The following is a 20,853-nucleotide window of genomic DNA, read 5'->3' as shown; positions in this document are numbered from 1 at the left end:
AATAAAATCAGACAACATCGGAAAGAAGGCCATCTGGTGGTGGGTGCGTTCCGGATACGCTCGCCACGGCGCTCAGACGCTTCGTACGGGGGACCGCGTACCAGCCCGGATGGTGGAATGCAGACACGGCGAGCTTAAACCTCGCTGGCCTTAGGGCCGTGCCGGTTCAAGTCCGGCTCCGGGCACCACCGGTCCCACCCGTGCACCGACGGACCCGCTCCTCGCCGGTCGAACCTTGCCCATTTCTTATTCCATGCGTTTCGTCATGCCCTCTTCTAAGATCCTCCTTCAGCAGTAGGGTGATTTTTTTGCGAACGCATTACCCTGGTGCAAGAGGCCGCGCACCGTGGCCGATGGAGGAGTGAGATGAGGAGCAGTAACCCGGTCTTCTCGCGACGGGGGTTCAGCCGCGACAACGGCGGCTACGCGGGCTTTGACGCGCAGCAGGCCGGGACCGCGACGAACCCGTACGCGACGAACCCGTACGCGACCGACCCGCAGACCGGCATGCCGCAGGCGTCGGCCCACCGCAACGCGATGACCATCGACGACGTCGTGAGCCGTACGGCCATGACGCTCGGCACGGTCGTCCTGACGGCGGTCCTCGCCTGGATCGCCCTCCCGGTCGACCCGGCGAACATCAACAAGTCGTACGGCATCGCCGTGGGCGCCGCCCTCATCGCGTTCGTCCTCGCGATGGTGCAGTCGTTCAAGCGCAAGCCCGTTCCCGCGGTGATCCTGGCCTACGCGGCCTTCGAGGGCGTCTTCCTCGGCGTGATCAGCTCGGCCACCAGCACGTACATCAGCCCGGGCGTGGTCATCCAGGCCGTCCTCGGCACCATGTGCGTCTTCGTCGGCGTGCTGCTGGCCTACAAGATGCGCTGGATCCGCGTCACCCGCCGCTTCTACGGCTTCGTGATGGCCGCCGCGGTGGGCTTCATGCTGCTCATGGTCGTCAACCTGCTGTTCTCCGTCTTCGGTGGCGGCGACGGCCTCGGTTTCCGGTCCGGCGGCCTCGGCATCCTCTTCGGTGTCATCGGCATCATCCTGGGCGCCTGCTTCCTCGCCCTCGACTTCAAGCAGGTCGAGGACGGCGTGCAGTACGGCGCCCCCCGCGAGGAGTCCTGGCTGGCGGCCTTCGGCCTCACCATGACCCTGGTGTGGATCTACCTGGAGATGCTGCGCCTGCTGTCGATCCTCAAGGGCGACTAGTACCGCCCCGCCCGATCACGCACGTACGGAAGGCCCCGCGAGCACGGCTCGCGGGGCCTTCCCGCATGTCGGGGGCCTGCGGGAATCGGGGGCAGGGGTCGGGGACGGGAGTCGGGTACGGGGGGCGGGGTCGAGCTCAGCCGAACTTCTTGGCGGCTCTGCGCAGGTCGTACTCGTGGATGATCGCCTTGGCCTGGCCGTACGACAGGTCGTGCGCGCCGAGCAGCCAGCTGAGCTTGTCCTCGAACCGGATGAGGGAGGGGCCCTCGTCGACGGTGCGGAGCCAGTCGGAGAGATCACGACCGGTGGTCTGGGGGATTCTGGAGATCATGTTCCGGTGGGTGGGCTCGGAGAACTCTACGGACATGGGCGCCTCCGGAGGTATCGCCGTGCTTGTTCTCTTCACGTCACCGTGCCTGACCGTTCGCCCGTTGGCAATGGCGCGGGGGCGGCGCGTAAGGTCGGCCGGGTGCTTGATACGTCGCCCCTGACCGCCGTCGTGGAACGCTTCGCCGACCGACTGCGCTCCGCCCCGCAGAGCCGCCTCCAGCGCGGCGCCGCCGCCGAGGGGCTGGCCCTCGCCCGCGAGCTGTCCGTACGGGCGCAGCGCCTGGAGGGCCTCGCCGACGGGGCGCGGCCGCGCGAGATGCCGGACGCCGGGATCTTCGTCGTCGGCGACCAGCTGGCCGTGGCCGGCCTGGACCTGGCCGAGGCGCTGCGTGCCGCGCAGGGGGCCCCGGACGCGGCGACGGCCCCGTCCGAGGTGCTGGACGAGGCCGTGCGGCTGGTGGAGCGGGCGGAAGTCAGAGCGATGCGATGACCCGGTCGGCCAGGATGTAGACGTTGTCGTCGGGGTCCCCGGCGTCGCCGCAGGAGAAGGTCAGCGCGTAGGCGCCGGAGATGCCCGAACCGCCCAGCAGGACCGGCGCGGTGCCCGAGCGCAGCGCCTCGGACAGGCGCTCCGCGGTCTCCCGGTGGCCCGGGGTCATGCACAGCGTGGTGCCGTCGGTGAAGACGTACACGTCGAGCGTGCCGAGCGGGCCGGGGCGGACGTCGGCCAGCGCGGTACGGGCCTGCGCCAGCTCTTCCAGCCGGTTGACGGTGCGCTCGTGGTCGGCGCCCGGCGCGGCGGCCTGGGCCGGCACGAAGTCGGGGTGCGAGGGGTGGCGGCGGCGGGCCGCGGCCAGCTCGGCGGAGTCCTCGGGGTAGGCGTAGTCGTCGCCCTCGTCCCCCAGGACGGGCTCCAGGCCCACCAGGTCCGCCTGGCGGGGCAGGAAGACCGGAGTCTCCTCGCCGAGCCCGGGCAGGCCGCCCAGCAGCGACGGAGCGTCGGCGGCGTCGCGCGCCTCCTGCGCGGCCCAGAAGGCGCGCGCCTCGGCGAGCTCGCGCTCGCGCTCCTCGGCGAGGGCCGCGGCCACGGCGGCCCGTATCTCCGAAGCGGGGGACGCTACGGCGCTACGGGCGTGCGGCACGGTCATGGCGCGGGGGTGCGCCGGAACGGCCAGCTCGCTGCGCAGGGCCGCGACCTGCTTGCGCAGACCGTGGACTGCGTGCAGCGCGGCGGCGCCCACGGCCGTGGCAGCGGCCGTGGTCAGCAGCAGGGCAAGAGACATGGCGCTCACTGACTAACTCCTGATGTATTCGATCCCCCGACTTCCTACATCAGCTTCACCCGCCCTGGGAATGGGGTGCAGTGCATTACGTCATGAATTGGACAGGTCTTTGGTCCCGACCTCTCCCGCCACATGTGCCCTGACCTGCGGAAATGCCAAACCCCCAGGACATAGGTCACATCCTGGGGGAGATTCGGTCACAGGTAGGCCGCGACGGGATTAGAACCGGTGTCAGTACGACGTAAGGATCAACGCATCTCCCTAGGGGCGTCTGGGCCCCCAAGGAGAACGATCACCTCCGGCTCAGCTCAGGCTCAGCTCAGGCGCTCGATGACCATGGCCATGCCCTGGCCGCCGCCCACGCACATCGTCTCCAGGCCGAACTGCTTGTCGTGGAACTGGAGGCTGTTGATCAGCGTGCCGGTGATGCGCGCGCCGGTCATCCCGAACGGGTGACCGACGGCGATGGCCCCGCCGTTGACGTTCAGCTTGTCGAGGTCCACGCCGAGGTCGCGGTAGGACGGGATGACCTGGGCCGCGAAGGCCTCGTTGATCTCGACCAGGTCGATGTCGCCGATGGTCAGGCCGGCGCGCTGGAGCGCCTGCTTCGACGCCTCGACGGGGCCGAGGCCCATGATCTCGGGGGAGAGGCCGGTGACGCCGGTGGAGACGATCCGGGCCAGCGGGGTCAGGCCCAGCTCCCGCGCCTTGGTGTCGCTCATGATGACCAGCGCGGCCGCGCCGTCGTTCAGCGGGCAGCAGTTGCCGGCCGTGACGAGGCCGTCGGGGCGGAAGACGGGCTTGAGGCCCTGCACGCCCTCCAGGGTGACGCCGGCGCGCGGGCCGTCGTCGGTGGACACCACGGTGCCGTCCGGCGTCGTCACCGGGGTGATCTCGCGCTCCCAGAAGCCGTTCTTGATGGCGGCCTCGGCGAGGTTCTGCGAACGGACGCCGAACTCGTCCATCTCCTGGCGGGTCACGCCCTTGAGGCGGGCCAGGTTCTCGGCCGTCTGCCCCATCGCGATGTAGGCGTCCGGGATCAGGCCGTCCTCGCGCGGGTCGTGCCAGGAGGCGCCCTCGCTCTGCGCGACCTCGGCCGTACGGGCCTCGGCGTCGGCGAAGAGCGGGTTGTGGGTCTCGCGGATGTCCGACGAGCCGTTGACCGAGCGGGAGACCATCTCGACGCCCGCCGAGATGAAGACGTCGCCCTCGCCCGCCTTGATGGCGTGCAGGGCCATGCGCGAGGTCTGGAGGGAGGAGGAACAGTAACGGGTGAGCGTGAGGCCCGGCAGGTGGTCCATGCCCATCTGTACGGCCACGATGCGGCCCAGGTTGCTGCCCTGCTCGCCGCCCGGCAGGCCGCAGCCCAGCATCAGGTCGTCGATGTCGCGCGGGTCCAGCTCCGGGACCTTCGCCAGGGCGGCCTGGACGATCGTGGCGGTCAGGTCGTCCGGGCGGAGGTCCTTGAGGGAGCCCTTGAAGGCCCGGCCGATGGGGGAGCGGGCGGTGGAAACGATGACGGCTTCGGGCATCGGGACTCCAAGGGGTGGGTTGCGGTTGTGCCGGGACCGCATGTGAAGTTACCGGCCCGTACCGTCGATTTCACCGCCCTCGCCGTGTGACGAGCGCCGCATGTCCCGGCCCCGCCGGTGTTTGGGGCGCCCCCGCAGGGCGGTCGGGCCCGCAGGCACGCTTCGAGGCCGGGGTACGGGAGCCGGGTGCGGCTCGGTCGGGCCTCCGGCGGGTCCTCGAACTCCCCCGGCTAACGCGGGGCGGGGCCCCCTGACGGGCTTGAGGGGGCGCCCGGGGCCGCCCGGTCGACGTCCGGCTGCGAGGCGGCCTCCGGCAGCCGCCGGCGGCGCCGGTGCTTGAGCAGGGCCCAGGGCGCGCGGGCCGCCGTGACCTCGGTGCCCGCCTGGTTCGCGGCGGCCGTGGCGGCCTTGGCCACCGGGAGCATGTCCTCGTCGCGGGAGACGTCGAGGCGGTCGGACTCGGGCCAGAGCGAGAGCGTCGCGCACAGGGTCGGCAGCACGGCCATGGCGGCGGTCGCGTACCCCTCGGCGGACGGGTGGTAGGAGTCCGGGCCGAACATCTCGCGCGGGTTCGCGGCGAACTCCGGCCCCAGCAGGTCCCCCATCGAGACCGTACGGCCGCCCTGGGCGACCACCCCGATGGTCTGCGCGGCGGCCAGCTGCCGGGACACCCGGCGGGCCACCCAGCGCAGCGGCTGGTAGACCGGCTCGATCGTGCCGAGGTCCGGGCAGGTGCCCACGACGACCTCGGAACCCGCCAGCCGCAGCCGCTTCACCGCGGCCGTCAGCAGCCGCACCGACTGGGTGGGCGGCATCCTGCGGGTCACGTCATTGGCCCCGATCATCACGACGGCCACGTCGGGGGCCTTCTCGCCGTGGTCCAGCAGCAGCGCCACCTGGCGGTCGAGATCGTCGGACATGGCGCCGGACAGGGCCACGTTCCGCAGCTGGACGGGCCGCTCGGCCACCGCGGCCAGCCCCGAGGCCAGCAGCGCCGCCGGGGTCTGTCTGGCCCGCCGCACGCCGAGCCCGGCGGCCGTGGAGTCGCCCAGCATGGCGAGGCGCAGCGGGCCGGGACTCAGTTCGGGCCCGCCGAACTCGCTCCCGTACAGCCCGTCCGCGCGGGGCGGGTCGGGCAGCCCGATGCCGACGGTCCGTTTGGCCAGCTGGACCTCGGCCACGACCAGTCCCACCGCAGCGGCGCCGAGCAGACCGAGTCCGCCGCCGCCGTACGCCGCACCCGCCGCGATCCGGCGGGCCGTTCTCGCCCTCGACACTTCAGGTCACCCTCCTCGCCTCTGCTGGCTTACCTGCCCCGTAGTGCCGCTGCTCCAATCCCTTTCCGCTTAGTCTGACGGGACCTCCCGGAGAACCCGTGGAGTCCCCTCCTTGGAGAACATGGTGCAATTCCACGACTCGATGATCAGCCTCGTCGGCAACACCCCGCTGGTGAAGCTCAACCGTGTGACCGACGGCATCCAGGCCACCGTCCTGGCCAAGGTCGAGTACTTCAATCCGGGCGGGTCCGTGAAGGACCGCATCGCCGTGCGCATGATCGAGGCCGCCGAGCAGAGCGGAGCGCTCAAGCCCGGTGGCACCATCGTGGAGCCGACCAGCGGCAACACCGGTGTAGGACTCGCCATCGTGGCCCAGCAGAAGGGCTACAAGTGCATCTTCGTCTGTCCTGACAAGGTCTCGATGGACAAGATCAATGTGATGCGCGCGTACGGCGCCGAGGTCGTGGTCTGCCCGACCGCCGTCGACCCCGAGCACCCGGACTCGTACTACAACGTGTCCGACCGCCTCGCCCGCGAGCCCGGCGCCTGGAAGCCGGACCAGTACAGCAACCCGAACAACCCGCGCTCGCACTACGAGACCACCGGTCCCGAGCTGTGGGAGCAGACGGACGGGAAGATCACGCACTTCGTCGCGGGCGTCGGCACCGGCGGCACGATCTCCGGCACCGGCGGTTACCTGAAGGAGGTGTCCGGTGGCAAGGTCAAGGTCATCGGCGCCGACCCCGAGGGCTCCGTGTACTCGGGCGGCTCGGGCCGTCCGTACCTCGTCGAGGGCGTCGGCGAGGACTTCTGGCCGTCCGCCTACGACCGCAACGTGACGGACGAGATCATCGCGGTGTCCGACAAGGACTCCTTCCAGATGACCCGCCGCCTCGCCAAGGAAGAGGGCCTGCTGGTCGGCGGTTCCTGCGGCATGGCCGTCGTGGCCGCGCTGAAGGCCGCCGAGAGCCTGGGTCCGGACGACGTGGTCGTCGTCCTGCTGCCGGACAGCGGCCGCGGCTACCTCAGCAAGATCTTCAGCGACGAGTGGATGGCCGGGCACGGCTTCCTGGAGGAGGCGGGCCCCGCCGCCCGCATCGGCGCGGTCCTGGCCGACAAGGAGGGCGGGATCCCCTCGCTCGTCCACATGCACCCCGAGGAGACCGTCGGGGAGGCCATCGAGGTGCTGCGCGAGTACGGCGTCTCGCAGATGCCGATCGTGAAGCCGGGTGCCGGGCACCCGGACGTGATGGCCGCCGAGGTCATCGGGTCCGTGGTGGAGAAGGAGCTGCTGTCGGCGCTGTTCGCGCAGCGGGCCTCGCTCAGCGACCCGCTGGAGAAGCACATGAGCCCGCCGCTGCCGCAGGTCGGCTCCGGCGAGACGGTGTCCGAGCTGATGACGGTCCTCGGTACGGCGGACGCGGCGATCGTCCTCGTCGAGGGCAAGCCGACCGGTGTGGTGAGCCGCCAGGACCTCCTGGCGTTCCTGGCGCGCAGCGCGAAGTAGTCCCTCGCGGGGGCTTCGCGCGATCGGAACGGGCCCGACACGTCGCGGCAGCACCGGCTTAACACGGGTGCGGCACAGTGGTGGTCGTCGGAAGGAACCGGACGGTTCCTCCGGCGCCACCGAGCGGTGTTGCGCGGTTCCGGAGCGGCTCCCGGGGTCGTGTGGCGCCACGGACGCGGACGGCCCTGACCCGGACCGTGTCCTTCGCGGGGGCCGCCGTCGTCCCGCCCCCCGGGCAACCGGGGGTGCGGCGGCCCCCGCCGTACCTTCCCGTGGGGGCGGGGCGAGCATGCCCCCGCCGCCCACGACCGGGCACGCGCCCGCGGCACCGTGTGCGCCTCAATCGCCGGCGGGGCTGGATGGGGCTGTGCCCGCCCTTCATCCGCAGGTCTGTGGGCGCCTCAAACGCCGGCGGGGCTGGATGGGGCTGAGCCCGTCCCTCGTCCGCGGCCCGGTGGGCGCCTCAAACGCCGGCGGGGCTGGATTGGGCTGAGCCCGTCCCTCGTCCGCGGCACCGTGTGCGCCTCAATCGCCGGCGAGGCTGGATGGGGCGCCCGATGGCCCGCAGCGAGGGGGCTGGTTCGGCCCCCTTTAGCCGCGCCGGCGTTTGAGGCGCGCACCAGCCTGCGGATGAGGGCCGGGCGCTGCCCAATCCAGCCCCGCCGGCGTTTGAGGCGCAACCGGGCCGCAGGCGAGGGGCGGGCGCCACCCGATCCAGCCTCGCCGGCGTTTGAGGCGCCCACCGGGCCGCGGATGGGGGCCGGGGCTGGCCACCTTCAGCCGCGCCGGCGTTTGAGGCGCCCACCGGCCCGCGGACGAGGGGCAGGCGCTGCCCCATCCAGCCTCGCCGGCGTTTGAGGCGCTCACCGGGCCGCAGGGGAGGGGCGGGCGCTGCCCCATCCAGCCTCGCCGGCGTTTGAGGCGCTCGCCGGGGGCGTCAGGCGGGAGGGCGGTGCCAGGATTTGGCGGCGTGGGCGACGCTGACGCCCAGGATGCCGGCCCAGGTGACCACCAGGCCGCTCAGGCCCGCGTTGACGACGCCGATGGCGGACAGCGGGATCGCCAGGACCAGCGTCACGATGGCGAAGCCGAAGCGTTCGCCGAAGTTCGCCCCGCCCCCGGCGACCACGGGCCCGCCGCGCACCTCCCGCAGGCGCTGCTCGGCCAGGCGCCGCCTGACCTGGGTGTCCACCTTCTCGACGAACGAATCGACGAGCGCAGCCTCGTACTCGGGCCCCAGCTCCCCGCGGGCCCTCAAGGTGGCGTCGAATTCCTTCTTCAGCTCGTGGGCATCGGTGTGGGAATGGGGTTCCATGCCTCCAGGCTAGGAAGGCCGTTGCCGCCCGGCACTGGGGCTAGCCCCCGTATCACGCGGCGGACCAGGCTTGCCGTCCTGCATATCCGCATGCAGAGTGCTTGCTGACTGAATAGATGCACGGGACGGAGGAGGGGGCGGGATGAGCGACAGTCCGGCAGCACGGCTGCAGAAGCTGTTCGAGGGGCACCGGCTGACGCCGACCCAGCGGCGGATCGCCCACTGCATGGTGCGCGGGGCGGCCGAGGTGCCGTTCCTGTCCAGCGTCGAGCTGGCCGAACTGGCCGGGGTCAGCCAGCCCTCGGTGACCCGCTTCGCGGTGGCGCTCGGCTTCGACGGCTACCCGGCCCTGCGCCGGCACCTGCGCGAGGTGGCCCCCGGCGGCCGCCCCGGCGGCTCCGGCAGCGACGCGTACAACTCCTACCAGCAGGCCGTCCAGGCCGAGATCGACAACCTGCGCCACCTCTCGGCGATGCTCGCCGACCCCGGGCCCGTCGAGGAGGCGGGGCGGGCGCTCGCCGCTTCGGTGCCGCTGCCGGTGCTCGGGCTGCGCGCCGCGTCCTCGCAGGCGCGCGGGTTCGCGTACTTCGCCGGCAAGGTGCACCCCGACGTGCGGCTGCTGGACGAGGGCGGCTCGATGCTGGCCGACCGGATCGACGCGGCGGTCGGGTCCGGGGCCACGGCGCTGCTGTGCTTCGCGCTGCCCCGGCATCCGCGCGAGGTGCTGGCGGCCCTGGAGTACGCCCGTACGACCGGGCTGACCGTGGTCACGGTCGCCGATTCCGCCTTCGCCCCGGTGGCCCGCCACTCGGACCTGCTGATCCCGGCGCCGGTCGGCACCGGACTCGCCTTCGACACGGCGTGCGCGCCGATGCTCCTGGGGCGGGTGCTGCTGGAGTCGATGGCGGACGCGCTGCCCGACGCCCAGGCCCGGCTGGAGGCCTTCGACGCGAAGGCCACCGCCCGCTCCCTCTTCGTCGAGTAGGGGAACGGGGCCCGGCTACAGCAGCGCGTCGCCGTGTGCGGCGCCCGCTTCCTCGACCAGCGCGGGGACGGACTGCGCGGGCCGCGCGAGGGCGAAGCGCACCGCACCGCCCTCCACCGCGAAGCCGTGGACGGCCGGGCGCGGCAGGCTGTTGTAGCCGTAGTGGGCCGTGAAGAAGTACGCGCCGGTGTCCGGTACGGCGATCAGGTCGCCCGCATCGAGCGGCGGGAGCGGTCGGGCCTCGGCCAGCAGGTCGCCCGCGAAGCAGGCGGGCCCCGCGACGTCCTGGGCGAGGGGCGCGCCCTCCTTCGGGACGCCCCGCCCGTCGTAGGCGAGGATCCGCACCGGCCAGACGGCGGGCGCGTAGACCGTACGGGTGGCCAGCTGGACCCCCGCGTGGGTGAGCGCGACGGGGCGGCCGCCGCTGGTCTTCGCGTACTCGACGCGGGCGATCACCAGGCCGTGCTTGGCGGTCAGGGACCGGCCGAACTCGGTGACCAGGCCGTACGAGCCGTCGAAGAGGGCCGGGGCGGCCGTGCGCAGGGCGGCCACGTAATCGGCGTACGAGGGGGTCGCCGCGTCCGAGGCGAAGTTCACCGGGAGCCCGCCGCCGATGTCGATCGTGTCGATCCGGCGCCGGCCGACCGCCGCGTTGACCTCCTCGGCCAGCTCGTGCACGGCGCGCACCCCCCGCGCGATCAGCGGCAGCGGTACGCCCTGGGAGCCGGAGTGGGTGTGCAGCCGGGTCAGCCAGGGGCGCTCGACGCAGGCGCGCACCAGCCACTCGCGCGCCCCCTCGTCGCGCAGGGCGAAGCCGAACTTCGAGGTGGCGGTCGCGGTGGAGAGGGCGTCGATGGCGCCCGCGCCGGTCTGCGGATTGATCCGCAGACCGATCGGGGACCGGACCGGGCCCGGGTCCGCCGCGATCAGGGCGTCGATGCGCTCCAGCTCCTGGCGGTTGTCGGCGTTGACCGCGATGCCCAGGGCCAGCGCCTCGCGCAGTTCGGCGGTGGTCTTGGCGGGGGAGTCCAGGACCGTGCGGCCGGGGCCCAGCCCGGCGGCCCGGGCCAGGGCCAGCTCCCCGGCGCTGGCCACCTCGCAGCCCAGGCCGGCGGCGGCGAGCAGCCGCAGCACCGGGACCAGCGGGCACGCCTTCACCGCGAAGGCGTGCAGGACGGGGGTGCCCGGCGGCAGCGCGGCGGCGAAGGCGGCCGTCAGGGCGGCGGCCGAGTCCCGGATCCCGGCCGTGTCCAGCAGGCACACCAGGGGTTCGTCGCCCTCGTCCGGCCCCACCAGCCCCTGCCGTACGGCCTCCCGCACGGCCAGGTCCCGGCGCACGGCGGCGGGCTCCGGATCGGGCTCCGGATCGGGCTCCGGGCGCGGGCCGGTGCCTTCGGGGGACGCGCTGTCGACGGTCTCCGCAGTCATGTCCGCCAGCCAACCACCACGGCGACATGCCCGCAGCTGTTGACTGAACCTATTCAGGCAGTGAGTATGTGAATAGATTGACCAACATCGGAGGAGGCACCGCCATGTCAGGACCCCGCCCCGTACGTGCCGCGCGAGGCACCGGACTCAGCACCCTGGGATGGCAGCAGGAGGCCGCCCTGCGGATGCTGCAGAACAACCTCGACCCCGAGGTCGCCGAGCACCCCGACAAGCTGGTCGTCTACGGCGGCACCGGCAAGGCCGCGCGCGACTGGCGCTCGTACGACGCGATGGTCCGCACCCTGCAGACCCTCAAGCAGGACGAGACCATGCTGGTCCAGTCCGGCCGTCCGGTCGGCGTCATGCAGACCCACGAATGGGCCCCGCGCGTCCTGCTCGCCAACTCCAACCTGGTCGGCGACTGGGCGAACTGGGAGGAGTTCCGGCGCCTGGAGAACCTGGGCCTGACCATGTACGGGCAGATGACCGCCGGTTCGTGGATCTACATCGGCACCCAGGGCATCCTCCAGGGCACCTACGAGACCTTCGCCGCCGTCGCCGCGAAGAAGTTCGGCGGGACCCTGGCCGGCACCATCACCCTCACCGCCGGCCTCGGCGGCATGGGCGGCGCCCAGCCGCTCGCCGTCACGATGAACGACGGCGTCGCCCTCTGCATCGACGTCGACCCGCGCGCCATCGACCGCCGCATCGAGCACCGCTACCTCGACGTCAAGGCCAACGACCTGCGCCACGCGCTGCAGCTCGCCGTCGAGGCCCGCGACGCCCGCAAGCCGCTCTCCATCGGCCTGCTCGGCAACGCCGCCGAACTCCTCCCGCAGATGCTCGCCGAGGGCGCCCCGATCGACATCGTGACGGACCAGACCTCCGCCCACGACCCGCTCGCCTACCTGCCGATCGGCGTCGACTTCGACGACATGGCCGACTTCGCCGCCAAGGACCCGGCCGGCTTCACCGTCCGCGCCCGCGAGTCCATGGCCAAGCACGTCGAGGCCATGGTCGGCTTCATGGACGCCGGCTCCGAGGTCTTCGACTACGGCAACTCCATCCGCGGCGAGGCCCAGCTGGCCGGCTACGACCGCGCCTTCGCCTTCCCCGGCTTCGTCCCCGCCTACATCCGCCCGCTCTTCTGCGAGGGCAAGGGCCCCTTCCGCTGGGCGGCCCTGTCCGGCGAGGCCTCGGACATCCACAAGACCGACAAGGCGATGCTCGAACTCTTCCCGGAGAACGAGTCCCTGCACCGCTGGATCAAGATGGCCGGCGAGCGCGTCCACTTCCAGGGCCTGCCCGCGCGCATCTGCTGGCTCGGCTACGGCGAGCGCGACAAGGCCGGTGAGCGCTTCAACGAGATGGTCGCCGACGGCACCCTCGCCGCCCCGCTGGTCATCGGCCGCGACCACCTCGACTGCGGCTCGGTGGCCTCCCCGTACCGCGAGACCGAGGCCATGCTCGACGGCTCCGACGCGATCGCCGACTGGCCGCTGCTCAACGCGATGGTCAACGTCGCCTCCGGCGCCTCCTGGGTCTCCATCCACCACGGCGGCGGGGTCGGCATGGGCCGCTCCATCCACGCGGGCCAGGTCAGCGTCGCCGACGGCACCAAGCTCGCGGGCGAGAAGATCCGCCGCGTGCTCACCAACGACCCCGGCATGGGCGTCATCCGCCACGTCGACGCGGGCTACGACATCGCCGAGACCGTGGCCGAAGAGCGCGACGTGCGCATCCCGATGCGCGAAGGCGACCAGGCGTGACCCAGGAAGCCGCGGCCGGAGCCTCGTTCCACGACATGTGGGCCGAGCTCCGGCCCATCGGGCGGGACCGGGACAGCGGCGGCTACCGCCGCTACGCCTGGACCGGCGCCGACGCCGACTGCCGGACCTGGTTCCAGGCGCAGGCCGAGGCGCGCGGGCTCGCCTACGAGAGCGACCGCAACGGCAACCAGTGGGCCTGGCTCGGCGACCCCCTGGCGGGGGACGCCGTCGTCACCGGCTCCCACCTGGACTCCGTGCCCGACGGCGGGGCCTTCGACGGCCCCCTCGGCGTGGTCTCCTCCTTCGCGGCCCTGGACGAGCTCCGCCGCAGGGGCGCCACCTTCTCCCGGCCGCTGGCCATCACCAACTTCGGTGACGAGGAGGGCGCCCGCTTCGGGCTCGCCTGCGTCGGCTCCCGGCTCGCCGCCGGACAGCTGACGAAGGAGAAGGCGTACGAGCTGCGCGACGCGGACGGCGTCAGCCTGCCGCGCGCCATGGAGGAGGCCGGGTACGACCCGGACGCCATCGGCGCCGACCCCGAACGCCTCGCCCGGATCGGGGCCTTCGTCGAGCTGCACGTGGAACAGGGCCGCGCCCTGGACCTCTCCGGCGACCGGGTCGGCCTCGCCTCCGCGATCTGGCCGCACGGGCGCTGGCGCTTCGACTTCCGCGGCGAGGCCAACCACGCCGGCACCACCCGGCTGGTGGACCGCCGCGACCCGATGCTGACCTACGCCCAGACCGTGCTGGCCGCCCGCAGCGAAGCGGCTCTCGCCGGGGCCGTCGCCACCTTCGGGAAGATCTCGGTCGAGCCCAACGGCGTCAACGCGATCCCCTCGCTGGTCCGCGGCTGGCTCGACTCCCGCGCGCCCGACCAGGCCGCCCTCGACACCGTCGTCACGGCGATCGAGAAGGCCGCCCGGGAACGCGCCGAGAGCGAGGGCATCGAGCTGAGCGTGGTCCGGGAGTCCTTCACCCCGGTCATCGAGTTCGAGGACGCCCTGCGCGACGAGCTCAACCGGATCCTGGGCGGGGCCCTCCCGGTGCTCGGCACCGGCGCGGGACACGACGCCGGAATCCTCTCCGGATCGATCCCGACCGCGATGCTGTTCGTACGCAACCCCACCGGCGTCTCCCACTCCCCGGCCGAGTTCGCCGCCGAGGACGACTGCGTCGCAGGAGTCCTCGCCCTCGCCGACGTACTGGAAGGTCTCGCATGCAGTTGAGGGGGCACGCGCCGACCGCGCGGCAGCACACGTACTGGCTGGAGCACGCCTGGCTCGGCACCCACGTCGAGCCGGGCGTCGCCCTGGACGTCACGGACGGCCGGATCGCGGCGCTGCGCACCGGGGTGGACGCCCCGCCGCCCGGCGCCGAGGTGCTGCGCGGGCTCACCCTCCCGGGCCTGGCCAACGCGCACAGCCACGCCTTCCACCGGGCGCTGCGCGGCACGGTCCAGGTCGGCAGCGGAACCTTCTGGACCTGGCGCGAGCTGATGTACCAGGCCGCCCAGAACCTCACCCCCGAGAACTACTTCGCGCTCGCCCGCGCGGTGTACGCGGAGATGGCGCTGGCCGGGATCACCGCCGTCGGCGAGTTCCACTACGTCCACCACGCCCCCGGCGGCGCGGCCTACGCCGACCCCAACGCCATGGGCGAGGCCCTGATCGAGGCGGCGGCCGCGGCCGGCATCCGCATCACCCTCCTCGACACGGCGTACCTCTCCTCCGGCTTCGGCGAGGCCCCGCAGCCGCACCAGCTGCGCTTCTCCGACGGCACCGCGGACGCCTGGGCCGAGCGGGTCGGCGCGCTGAAGCCGCGCGAGCACGCCCTGATCGGCGCCGCCGTGCACTCCGTGCGCGCCGTGCCCGCCGACCAGCTGGCCACGGTGGCGGCCTGGGCCGCCGAACGGCGGGCGCCGCTGCACGTGCACCTGTCCGAGCAGACCGCCGAGAACGACGCCTGCCAGGCCGCGCACGGGCGCACCCCCACCCAGCTGCTCGCCGACCACGGGGTGCTGGGCCCGCGCACCACCGGCGTGCACAACACGCACCTCACGGACGCGGACATCGCCCTCCTGGGCGGCACGTCCACCGGCACCTGCATGTGCCCCACCACCGAACGCGACCTCGCCGACGGCATCGGCCCGGCCACCCGGCTCCAGCGCGCGGGCAGCCCGCTGTCCCTGGGCAGCGACAGCCACGCCGTCATCGACCTGCTCGAAGAGGCGCGCGCGATGGAGCTGAACGAGCGCCTGCGCAGTCGCACGCGCGGGCACTGGACGGCGAACGCGCTGCTGTCCGCGGCGACGGAGGACGGGCACGCGGCCCTCGGCTGGGGCGATGCCGGTCGCCTGGAGGCGGGGGCGCTCGCGGACTTCACCACCGTCGCGCTGGACTCCGTACGGACGGCGGGGCCGGTGCCGCGGCTCGGTGCCGAGACCGCGGTCTTCGCGGCCTCCGCGGCCGATGTCCGGCACACGGTGGTCGGCGGCCGGCACGTCGTCCGCGACGGAGCCCACACCCTGGTCGGGGACGTCCCCTCGGCCCTGTCCGAAGCGATCGCAGCCATCCGCGGCTGACCCCTTCCTGGGGCGGAGCCCCGGTTAGCGAGAGGACAACCCCGTGACCACCACCGTCATCCACAACATCGGCAGCCTCGTCACCAACGACCCCGCTCTGGGGGACGGCTCTCCGCTGGGGCTGCTCCAGGACGCCGCGGTCGTCCTGGACGGCGAGACCGTGGCCTGGGTCGGCCCCGCCGACCAGGCCCCGGCCGCCGACCACGCGTTCGACGCGAACGGCCGCGCCGTGATCCCCGGCTTCGTCGACTCCCACTCCCACCTCGTCTTCGCCGGCGACCGCACCGCCGAGTTCAACGCCCGGATGTCGGGCCGCAGCTACTCCGCCGGCGGGATCCGCACCACGGTCGCCGCCACCCGCGCCGCCACCGACGCCGAGCTGGAGGCCAACCTGGTCCGCCACCTCGACGAGGCCCGCCGCCAGGGCACCACCACCTTCGAGACCAAGTCCGGCTACGGCCTGACCGTCGAGGACGAGGCCCGCGCCCTGCGCATCGCCGCGGCCCACACCGAGGAGGTCACCTACCTCGGCGCGCACATCGTCTCGCCCGACTTCGCCGCGGACCCGGCGGCCTACGTCGACCTGGTCACCGGCGAGATGCTGGCGGCCTGCGCCCCGTACGCCCGCTGGGTGGACGTCTTCTGCGAGAAGGGGGCCTTCGACGGGGACCAGGCCCGCGCCATCCTCACCGCGGGCGCGGCCGCGGGCCTGATCCCGCGCATCCACGCCAACCAGCTCTCCCACGGCCCCGGCGTCCAGCTCGCCGTGGAGCTGGAGGCGGCCTCGGCCGACCACTGCACGCACCTGACCGACGCCGACGTCGACGCGCTCGGCCAGGCCGCCGCGACCACGGTGGCGACCCTGCTGCCCGGTGCGGAGTTCTCCACCCGCGCCCAGTGGCCCGACGCCCGCCGGCTGCTCGCCGCCGGCGCCACCGTCGCGCTGTCGACCGACTGCAACCCCGGCTCCTCCTACACGAGTTCGATGCCCTTCTGCATCGCCCTCGCCGTCCGGGACATGGGCATGACCCCCGACGAGGCCCTGTGGTCCGCCACCGCGGGCGGCGCGCGCGCCCTGCGCCGCACCGACATCGGCGCGCTCACGCCCGGTGCGCGGGCGGACCTGGCCCTGCTGGACGCCCCGAGCCACGTCCACCTGGCCTACCGGCCGGGTGTCCCGCTCGTTTCGGCCGTGTGGCAGCGGGGTGTCCGGGCCTCCTGATACCGGGGTGTCCTGTCTCTTCCTTCCGTAGGCCCCTCGGCGTACTTTGAGCCACCAAATCTGATGTGCCGTCAGTAACTTGCCATCAGTGACACGTGGTTCCGAGGCCCGAGGGGAAGACGAAGGTGTCCAACCGGAAACGCTCCACCGCGCTCGCGCTCGCCACCGCGCTGGCCGGATCGGCGGTCCTGCTGGCCGCCCCGGCCGCGCAGGCCGATGTGGTCGACGTCAAGTACGACTGCGAAACCCCGATCGGCCCGAAGTCGGCCGTGTCGCCCATCGACATCAAGGCCGTCAAGGAGGGCGACGGCTACAAGCTCACGATGTCCTTCCAGAAGGGCGTCTCCTCCAGCCCCATCGAGCTCGGCCCCGGCGCGATGTCGCCCAGCGCCGTCATCACGGTGGCCGGCGACGAGACGGCCAGCGTCCCGGTCGCGGGCCCGCCCAACGCGGCCGCCGCGCCCGCCAACGCGCCCATCAAGATCTCCGACCTCTCGGGCACCTACACCCCGAAGAAGAGCGGCAAGGTCACCTTCACCGCGGCCGTGCTCACCATCAAGGCGATGGGCACCACGACCACCTGCAAGCCGGGCAACAGCCCCAAGCCGTCCCTGGAGATGGAGGTGACGGCGGCCGCCGGCGCGGCGAAGCCCCCCGCCTCCGGCGCCACCGAGAACACCCTCCCGCAGACCGGCCCCGCCGACTCCGCCCTCGCCCTGGGCACCCTGGGCGCGACCGTGCTGCTCTCCGGCGCCGCCGGGGTGCTCTGGCTGACCCGGCGCGGCCAACGGGCCCGGCCCTGAACGGAGCGGACCCGGCCATGCCCGTGCTCCGCCGCCACCTCACCCGCCTCGTGCTGTCCGGGCTGCTCGGGCCGCTCTGCGCGGTCGTCCTGTGCTTCGCCGCCCCGGCGCGGGCGGCCGACCCCGGCTGGAGCGCCGAGCCGGCCGCCGGGTCGAGCGCCCGCCCCGGCGGCGCCCGCCCGTACTTCTACCTGGAGGGAACCCCCGGCACGGTGCTGGAGGACCGCCTCGCGCTGGCCAACCCCACGGACCGGGAACACACCGTGACCCTGCGCGGAGCGGACGCCTACAACACCGGGACGGGGGCCCTCGCGGTGCGCCCGGCCGCGCGGTCCACCGACGCCGGGTCCTGGATCGGCTTCGGCGCGGCCCGCACCGTCACGATCCCGCCGCGCACCCGCGCCGTGGTCCCCTTCACCGTCACCGTGCCCCCCGCCGCGGTGCCGGGCGACCACCCCGTCGCCGTCGTCGCGACCGAAGCCGGTCACGAGGCGGCCGTACGGGTCCACCTGCGCGTCAGCGGCCCGGTGCTGGCCGCCCTCACCGTCGAGCACGCCTCGGTCAGCGGCGAGGGCGCGGCCGCCGTCATCCACTACACCCTGGTCAACCGCGGGAACGTGGCCCTCGCGCCCGAGCTGTCGGTGCGCGCCGAGGGGCTGTTCGGCGAGGTGCCGGGCCGCACCGTGCGCACCCTGCCCGTGGAACTGCTGCCCGGCCAGCGGGTCGAGCTGAGCGAACCCTGGCCCGGGGCGCCGGTCCTCGACGACGTCCGGCTCACCCTCACGGTCACCGCCCCGGGCGCCGCGCGGGCCACGACCACCACCTCCGCGTGGTTCGTGCCCTGGGGCCTCGTCGGCCTGACCGGCGCGGGACTGCTCGCCCTCGGCGCCGTCGCCCTGCTCGCGCACCTGCTCGCCCGTACCCGTCGGGCGTCCCGTGCGGCGTCGCCCGCCGGCGCGGGCGGGCGCCCTGACGGGCCCGACGCGCACGGCGAAACCCACCTGCCAGAACACGAGTTGACGGGAGCTCCCAGGTGAGCACGCGCTACGTTGCCCCGCTCCCGGCGGCCGGCCGCGCCCGCCCGGCCGCGCGCCGGCGCGGACCGGTCCGCAGGCCGGCGACGGCACTGGTGGCCGCGCTGGCGGGCGCCCTCCTCGCGCTGGCGGCCGCCACCGGGGCCGCGTCGGCCGCCGACGGCAAACCCGCCGCGACGCTCTCCCTCCAGGAGGTCGCCAAGGGCACCGAGGTCACCGTCACCGGAACCGGCTGGCGGCCCAGGACCATGGTGATGCTGCTGGTCTGCGGGCAGAACATGATCGGCGGCACCAACAGCTGCGCCAACGCGGACGGCGCCGCCGTCGCCGTCGACGAGGCCGGGCACTTCGCGGCCCAACTGCCGGTGGTGGGACCGCCCAAGCCCTGTCCCTGCGTGGTCGACGTGGCCTCCGTCAACGGGGACCAGTCCACCGTCGCCGTCCCGGTGAAGATCACGGACCATCCGGTGGCCGAGCTGCCGGCGGAGTCCGGCACGGCCCGCCTCGCCCTGCTGACCGGCGTCCAACTGGAGGGTGACGACGGTGTGTTGACCTGGTTCGGCGCCCCGCCGAGCCGTCGGTTCGTGGTCACGGTCGGCAACCTCGGCTCGGCCCCGGTCACCGACCCCGTCTTCCAGATCGGCACCGCCCACGGGGTGTTCGCGCCGACCTGGGAGGAGCACCGGTGGAAGGGCACGATCCCGCCCGGCCAGAAGGCCCGGGTCGCGATCGACGTCGAGCTGGGCGCGGGCGCGTACGGCGACTACACGCTCTCGCTCAAATACGGCGAGAAGGTCCTGGCCACCCAGCCCTGGGGGGTGGACCGGCCCTACGGCGTCCTCCTCTTCTGGGGCCTGCTGTGCCTGGTGATCCCCGCCGCGCTCTTCCGGCTCGGCATGGCCGTCGTCGACAAGGTCCGCCCGCGCGTCCCCGGCTCCGGCCGCCACCGCGGCAGCCCGCCCGCCGACGCCCCGCGCGATCCGGCGAACGCCGTCACCGCGCGGCTGCCGCGCGTCCCCGGCTCCGTACGGCGCCCCGGCGGCCCCCCGCGGCGCCCGCCGGCGCCGTCCCCCCAGACCGCCACGGCCGTACTGCCGTGGTTCACCCCGGACGGCGCCGACGCTCCGGGAGCACCACCCGTACAGACATCCGCACCGTCAGAAGACCATCCGACAACGAAGGGACAGTCGTGAAGACCCAACGGAGGATGAGCGCGGCCGGGGTCGCGCTGATGCTCGGCGGGGCGGGGATCCTGCTGGCGGCGACCCCCGCCCAGGCCGCCGAGATCACCTTCAAGACCGAGTGCATCCCGCCCGCCATCAGCAATCTCCCCCCGATCCAGGGCGAGACGACGGTGGCGATCACCGCGCCGGCGACCGCGAAGGTCGGTGACACCGTCGACATCAGCTGGAAGACGGTCAAGGCGGCGTCGAAGAACCCGGACGTGCTGGATCTGAACAAGGACGTCGTCCAGCCCAGCGGCAACGTCACCGTCGGCGGGGCCCAGAGCGGCACCGTGGCGGTCCAGGGCCCGCGCCAGAACCCGCCGATCCCCAAGAACAGCCAGATGGTGCTGTCGGAGATGAAGGGCAAGCTCAAGATCGAGAAGGCGGGCGACATCACGCTCACGCCCGACAAGTACACGATCAACGTCAACCAGATCATGACCACCGAGACCAAGTGCTCGCCGAAGGAGACGGTGAAGGCCGCGGCGACCATCAAGGTCGAGGGCGGCGGGTCGACGACCGGCGGCGCCACCACGGGCGGGGCGACCACGGGCGGCGCCACCACCGGCGGGGCCACGACCACGGGCGGGGCGACCACCACGGGCGGGGCCACCACCACCGGCGGGGCGACCACCACGGGCGGGGCCACGACCACCGGCGGGGCCACCACCGGCGGCAGTGGCGGGCAGACCGACTTCCCGGGCAAGGCCGTGGACGTCACCTACGACTGCGGGGCGGTCGTCCCCGGGGGCATCAAGACCCCGGTCACGATCAGCGCCAAGAAGAACGGCGGCGCCTACGCCCTTACCGTCAAGACCGCCAAGGGAGCCATGGCCAGCCCGATGGCCCTGCCGGCGGGCGCCCTCAAGCCCTCGATGAACATCAAGCTCGGCGGCGCCGACAGCGGCACGGTCAAGGTCACGGGCCCGGCCAACGCGGAGCCCATCCCGGACAAGGCGCCGGTCAGCCTGAGCGACATGAGCGGCACCTACACGCCCGGCAAGACGGGCAAGGTGACGCTCAGCCCCGACCAGCTGACCATCGACGTCACGATGTCGGCGGGTGCCCCGCCGATCAACGTGCCCTGCAAGGCCACCACCAGCGGGGTCTCCCTGGAACTCGACACGGCGGCCCAGCCGGGCGGCTCCGGCACGTCGGGCACGAGCGGGTCCGCCGCCGCGGCCGCGGGCGGCCTGGCCGAGACCGGCGCCTCCGACGACGGCGGCATCAAGGCCCTGGCGCTGGTCGCCGGGACCGTGGTGCTGCTCGGCGGCGCGGTCTTCACCTTCACCCCGTGGCGCCGGCTGCGCGGCACGAGGTAGGCACCGCACGCACGACGGCCCCGCACA

The 20,853-nt window shown here is 73.3% G+C and carries 18 protein-coding genes and 1 tRNA gene; 13 read left to right on the top strand and 6 right to left on the bottom strand.

What is annotated here, in order from left to right; translation table 11 throughout:
* Positions 1 to 103 precede the first annotated feature (103 nt).
* Both ACZ4UB_RS06560 and ACZ4UB_RS06555 read left to right on the top strand, forming a co-directional pair.
* Positions 104 to 188 (top strand) — tRNA-Leu (locus tag ACZ4UB_RS06560).
* 178 nt (positions 189 to 366) lie between these two features.
* Entirely contained in the window at positions 367 to 1,212 is an 846-nt protein-coding gene (locus tag ACZ4UB_RS06555; protein ID WP_468068666.1) for a Bax inhibitor-1/YccA family protein, read from the top strand.
* A 136-nt stretch (positions 1,213 to 1,348) separates the two neighbouring features.
* On the opposite strand, the gene ACZ4UB_RS06550 is transcribed toward ACZ4UB_RS06555, so the two are convergent.
* A complete protein-coding gene (locus tag ACZ4UB_RS06550) occupies positions 1,349 to 1,579 on the bottom strand; it encodes a DUF4287 domain-containing protein (protein ID WP_399267897.1) in 231 nt (76 codons plus the stop codon).
* Between the two features lie 102 nt (positions 1,580 to 1,681).
* Here ACZ4UB_RS06550 and ACZ4UB_RS06545 point away from each other — a divergent pair, with 102 nt between their 5' ends.
* The gene (locus tag ACZ4UB_RS06545) at positions 1,682 to 2,032 is read left to right on the top strand and encodes a hypothetical protein (protein ID WP_354382939.1); all 351 of its coding nucleotides are present in this window, start codon (positions 1,682 to 1,684) and stop codon (positions 2,030 to 2,032) included.
* Here ACZ4UB_RS06545 and ACZ4UB_RS06540 read toward each other — a convergent pair.
* The 3 genes from ACZ4UB_RS06540 to ACZ4UB_RS06530 all read right to left on the bottom strand — a co-directional run bounded on the left by ACZ4UB_RS06540 (position 2,016) and on the right by ACZ4UB_RS06530 (position 5,634).
* Positions 2,016 to 2,825 carry a hypothetical protein gene (locus ACZ4UB_RS06540; RefSeq protein WP_354382983.1) on the bottom strand — a complete coding sequence of 270 codons (810 nt, stop codon included), beginning with the start codon at positions 2,823 to 2,825 and terminating at the stop codon, positions 2,016 to 2,018. The two genes, ACZ4UB_RS06545 and ACZ4UB_RS06540, sit on opposite strands and share 17 nt — an antisense overlap.
* Before the next feature lie 314 nt (positions 2,826 to 3,139).
* On the bottom strand, positions 3,140 to 4,357 hold the full coding sequence (locus ACZ4UB_RS06535) for an acetyl-CoA C-acetyltransferase (protein WP_468068663.1): 1,218 nt from the start codon (positions 4,355 to 4,357) through the stop codon (positions 3,140 to 3,142).
* Between the two features lie 230 nt (positions 4,358 to 4,587).
* Complete coding sequence (locus tag ACZ4UB_RS06530; protein ID WP_468068662.1) at positions 4,588 to 5,634, bottom strand: SGNH/GDSL hydrolase family protein; 1,047 nt, start codon at positions 5,632 to 5,634, stop codon at positions 4,588 to 4,590.
* A gap of 124 nt (positions 5,635 to 5,758) precedes the next feature.
* On the opposite strand from ACZ4UB_RS06530, the gene ACZ4UB_RS06525 reads away from it, so the two are divergent.
* Positions 5,759 to 7,141: a cystathionine beta-synthase gene (locus tag ACZ4UB_RS06525; protein WP_354382982.1), complete on the top strand. Its 1,383-nt coding sequence runs from the start codon at positions 5,759 to 5,761 to the stop codon at positions 7,139 to 7,141.
* Positions 7,142 to 8,078: 937 nt separating this feature from the next.
* Here ACZ4UB_RS06525 and ACZ4UB_RS06520 read toward each other — a convergent pair.
* A complete protein-coding gene (locus ACZ4UB_RS06520; RefSeq protein WP_468068660.1) occupies positions 8,079 to 8,456 on the bottom strand; it encodes a hypothetical protein in 378 nt (125 codons plus the stop codon).
* A 142-nt stretch (positions 8,457 to 8,598) separates the two neighbouring features.
* Between ACZ4UB_RS06520 and ACZ4UB_RS06515 the strand changes: the two genes are divergently transcribed.
* The gene (locus ACZ4UB_RS06515) at positions 8,599 to 9,441 is read left to right on the top strand and encodes a MurR/RpiR family transcriptional regulator (RefSeq protein WP_468068659.1); all 843 of its coding nucleotides are present in this window, start codon (positions 8,599 to 8,601) and stop codon (positions 9,439 to 9,441) included.
* A gap of 15 nt (positions 9,442 to 9,456) precedes the next feature.
* Here the strand turns inward: ACZ4UB_RS06515 and ACZ4UB_RS06510 are convergent, their stop codons facing one another.
* Positions 9,457 to 10,869, bottom strand: a complete 1,413-nt coding sequence (locus ACZ4UB_RS06510; RefSeq protein WP_468068658.1) for a type III PLP-dependent enzyme domain-containing protein — start codon at positions 10,867 to 10,869, stop codon at positions 9,457 to 9,459.
* 104 nt (positions 10,870 to 10,973) lie between these two features.
* Here ACZ4UB_RS06510 and hutU point away from each other — a divergent pair, with 104 nt between their 5' ends.
* From hutU to ACZ4UB_RS06470, 8 genes are all read left to right on the top strand, one after another.
* Positions 10,974 to 12,638 carry a urocanate hydratase gene (gene hutU, locus ACZ4UB_RS06505; protein WP_468068657.1) on the top strand — a complete coding sequence of 555 codons (1,665 nt, stop codon included), beginning with the start codon at positions 10,974 to 10,976 and terminating at the stop codon, positions 12,636 to 12,638.
* A gap of 35 nt (positions 12,639 to 12,673) precedes the next feature.
* Entirely contained in the window at positions 12,674 to 13,864 is a 1,191-nt protein-coding gene (locus ACZ4UB_RS06500; RefSeq protein ID WP_468068920.1) for an allantoate amidohydrolase, read from the top strand.
* Complete coding sequence (locus ACZ4UB_RS06495) at positions 13,855 to 15,219, top strand: formimidoylglutamate deiminase (protein ID WP_468068656.1); 1,365 nt, start codon at positions 13,855 to 13,857, stop codon at positions 15,217 to 15,219. Before ACZ4UB_RS06500 ends, ACZ4UB_RS06495 begins: the two co-directional genes overlap by 10 nt.
* A gap of 43 nt (positions 15,220 to 15,262) precedes the next feature.
* On the top strand, positions 15,263 to 16,441 hold the full coding sequence (hutI, locus tag ACZ4UB_RS06490; RefSeq protein ID WP_468068655.1) for an imidazolonepropionase: 1,179 nt from the start codon (positions 15,263 to 15,265) through the stop codon (positions 16,439 to 16,441).
* Positions 16,442 to 16,566: 125 nt separating this feature from the next.
* Positions 16,567 to 17,244 carry an LPXTG cell wall anchor domain-containing protein gene (locus ACZ4UB_RS06485; protein WP_468068654.1) on the top strand — a complete coding sequence of 226 codons (678 nt, stop codon included), beginning with the start codon at positions 16,567 to 16,569 and terminating at the stop codon, positions 17,242 to 17,244.
* Between the two features lie 17 nt (positions 17,245 to 17,261).
* Positions 17,262 to 18,281 carry a COG1470 family protein gene (locus ACZ4UB_RS06480; protein WP_468068651.1) on the top strand — a complete coding sequence of 340 codons (1,020 nt, stop codon included), beginning with the start codon at positions 17,262 to 17,264 and terminating at the stop codon, positions 18,279 to 18,281.
* On the top strand, positions 18,278 to 19,471 hold the full coding sequence (locus ACZ4UB_RS06475) for a neocarzinostatin apoprotein domain-containing protein (protein WP_468068650.1): 1,194 nt from the start codon (positions 18,278 to 18,280) through the stop codon (positions 19,469 to 19,471). The genes ACZ4UB_RS06480 and ACZ4UB_RS06475 overlap by 4 nt, the downstream gene beginning before the upstream one ends.
* 14 nt (positions 19,472 to 19,485) lie before the next feature.
* Entirely contained in the window at positions 19,486 to 20,826 is a 1,341-nt protein-coding gene (locus ACZ4UB_RS06470) for a hypothetical protein (RefSeq protein WP_468068919.1), read from the top strand.
* The last annotated feature ends 27 nt before the right edge of the window (positions 20,827 to 20,853 follow it).

The sequence above is a fragment of the Streptomyces sp. NPDC028419 genome (genome assembly GCF_055565515.1).
Note: the sequence above shows the minus strand (reverse complement) of the source record. Positions and strands in the feature narration are given on the sequence as shown.

Coding starts and splice junctions, on each gene's coding strand:
- ACZ4UB_RS06510 (WP_468068658.1), bottom strand. CDS start 10,869: ATGACTGCGGAGACCGTCGACAGCGCGTCCCCCGAAGGCACCGGCCCG.
- ACZ4UB_RS06470 (WP_468068919.1), top strand. CDS start 19,486: ATGAGCGCGGCCGGGGTCGCGCTGATGCTCGGCGGGGCGGGGATCCTG.
- ACZ4UB_RS06520 (WP_468068660.1), bottom strand. CDS start 8,456: ATGGAACCCCATTCCCACACCGATGCCCACGAGCTGAAGAAGGAATTC.
- ACZ4UB_RS06535 (WP_468068663.1), bottom strand. CDS start 4,357: ATGCCCGAAGCCGTCATCGTTTCCACCGCCCGCTCCCCCATCGGCCGG.
- ACZ4UB_RS06555 (WP_468068666.1), top strand. CDS start 367: ATGAGGAGCAGTAACCCGGTCTTCTCGCGACGGGGGTTCAGCCGCGAC.
- ACZ4UB_RS06540 (WP_354382983.1), bottom strand. CDS start 2,825: ATGTCTCTTGCCCTGCTGCTGACCACGGCCGCTGCCACGGCCGTGGGC.
- ACZ4UB_RS06550 (WP_399267897.1), bottom strand. CDS start 1,579: ATGTCCGTAGAGTTCTCCGAGCCCACCCACCGGAACATGATCTCCAGA.
- ACZ4UB_RS06500 (WP_468068920.1), top strand. CDS start 12,674: ATGTGGGCCGAGCTCCGGCCCATCGGGCGGGACCGGGACAGCGGCGGC.
- ACZ4UB_RS06515 (WP_468068659.1), top strand. CDS start 8,599: ATGAGCGACAGTCCGGCAGCACGGCTGCAGAAGCTGTTCGAGGGGCAC.
- hutU (WP_468068657.1), top strand. CDS start 10,974: ATGTCAGGACCCCGCCCCGTACGTGCCGCGCGAGGCACCGGACTCAGC.
- ACZ4UB_RS06495 (WP_468068656.1), top strand. CDS start 13,855: ATGCAGTTGAGGGGGCACGCGCCGACCGCGCGGCAGCACACGTACTGG.
- ACZ4UB_RS06480 (WP_468068651.1), top strand. CDS start 17,262: ATGCCCGTGCTCCGCCGCCACCTCACCCGCCTCGTGCTGTCCGGGCTG.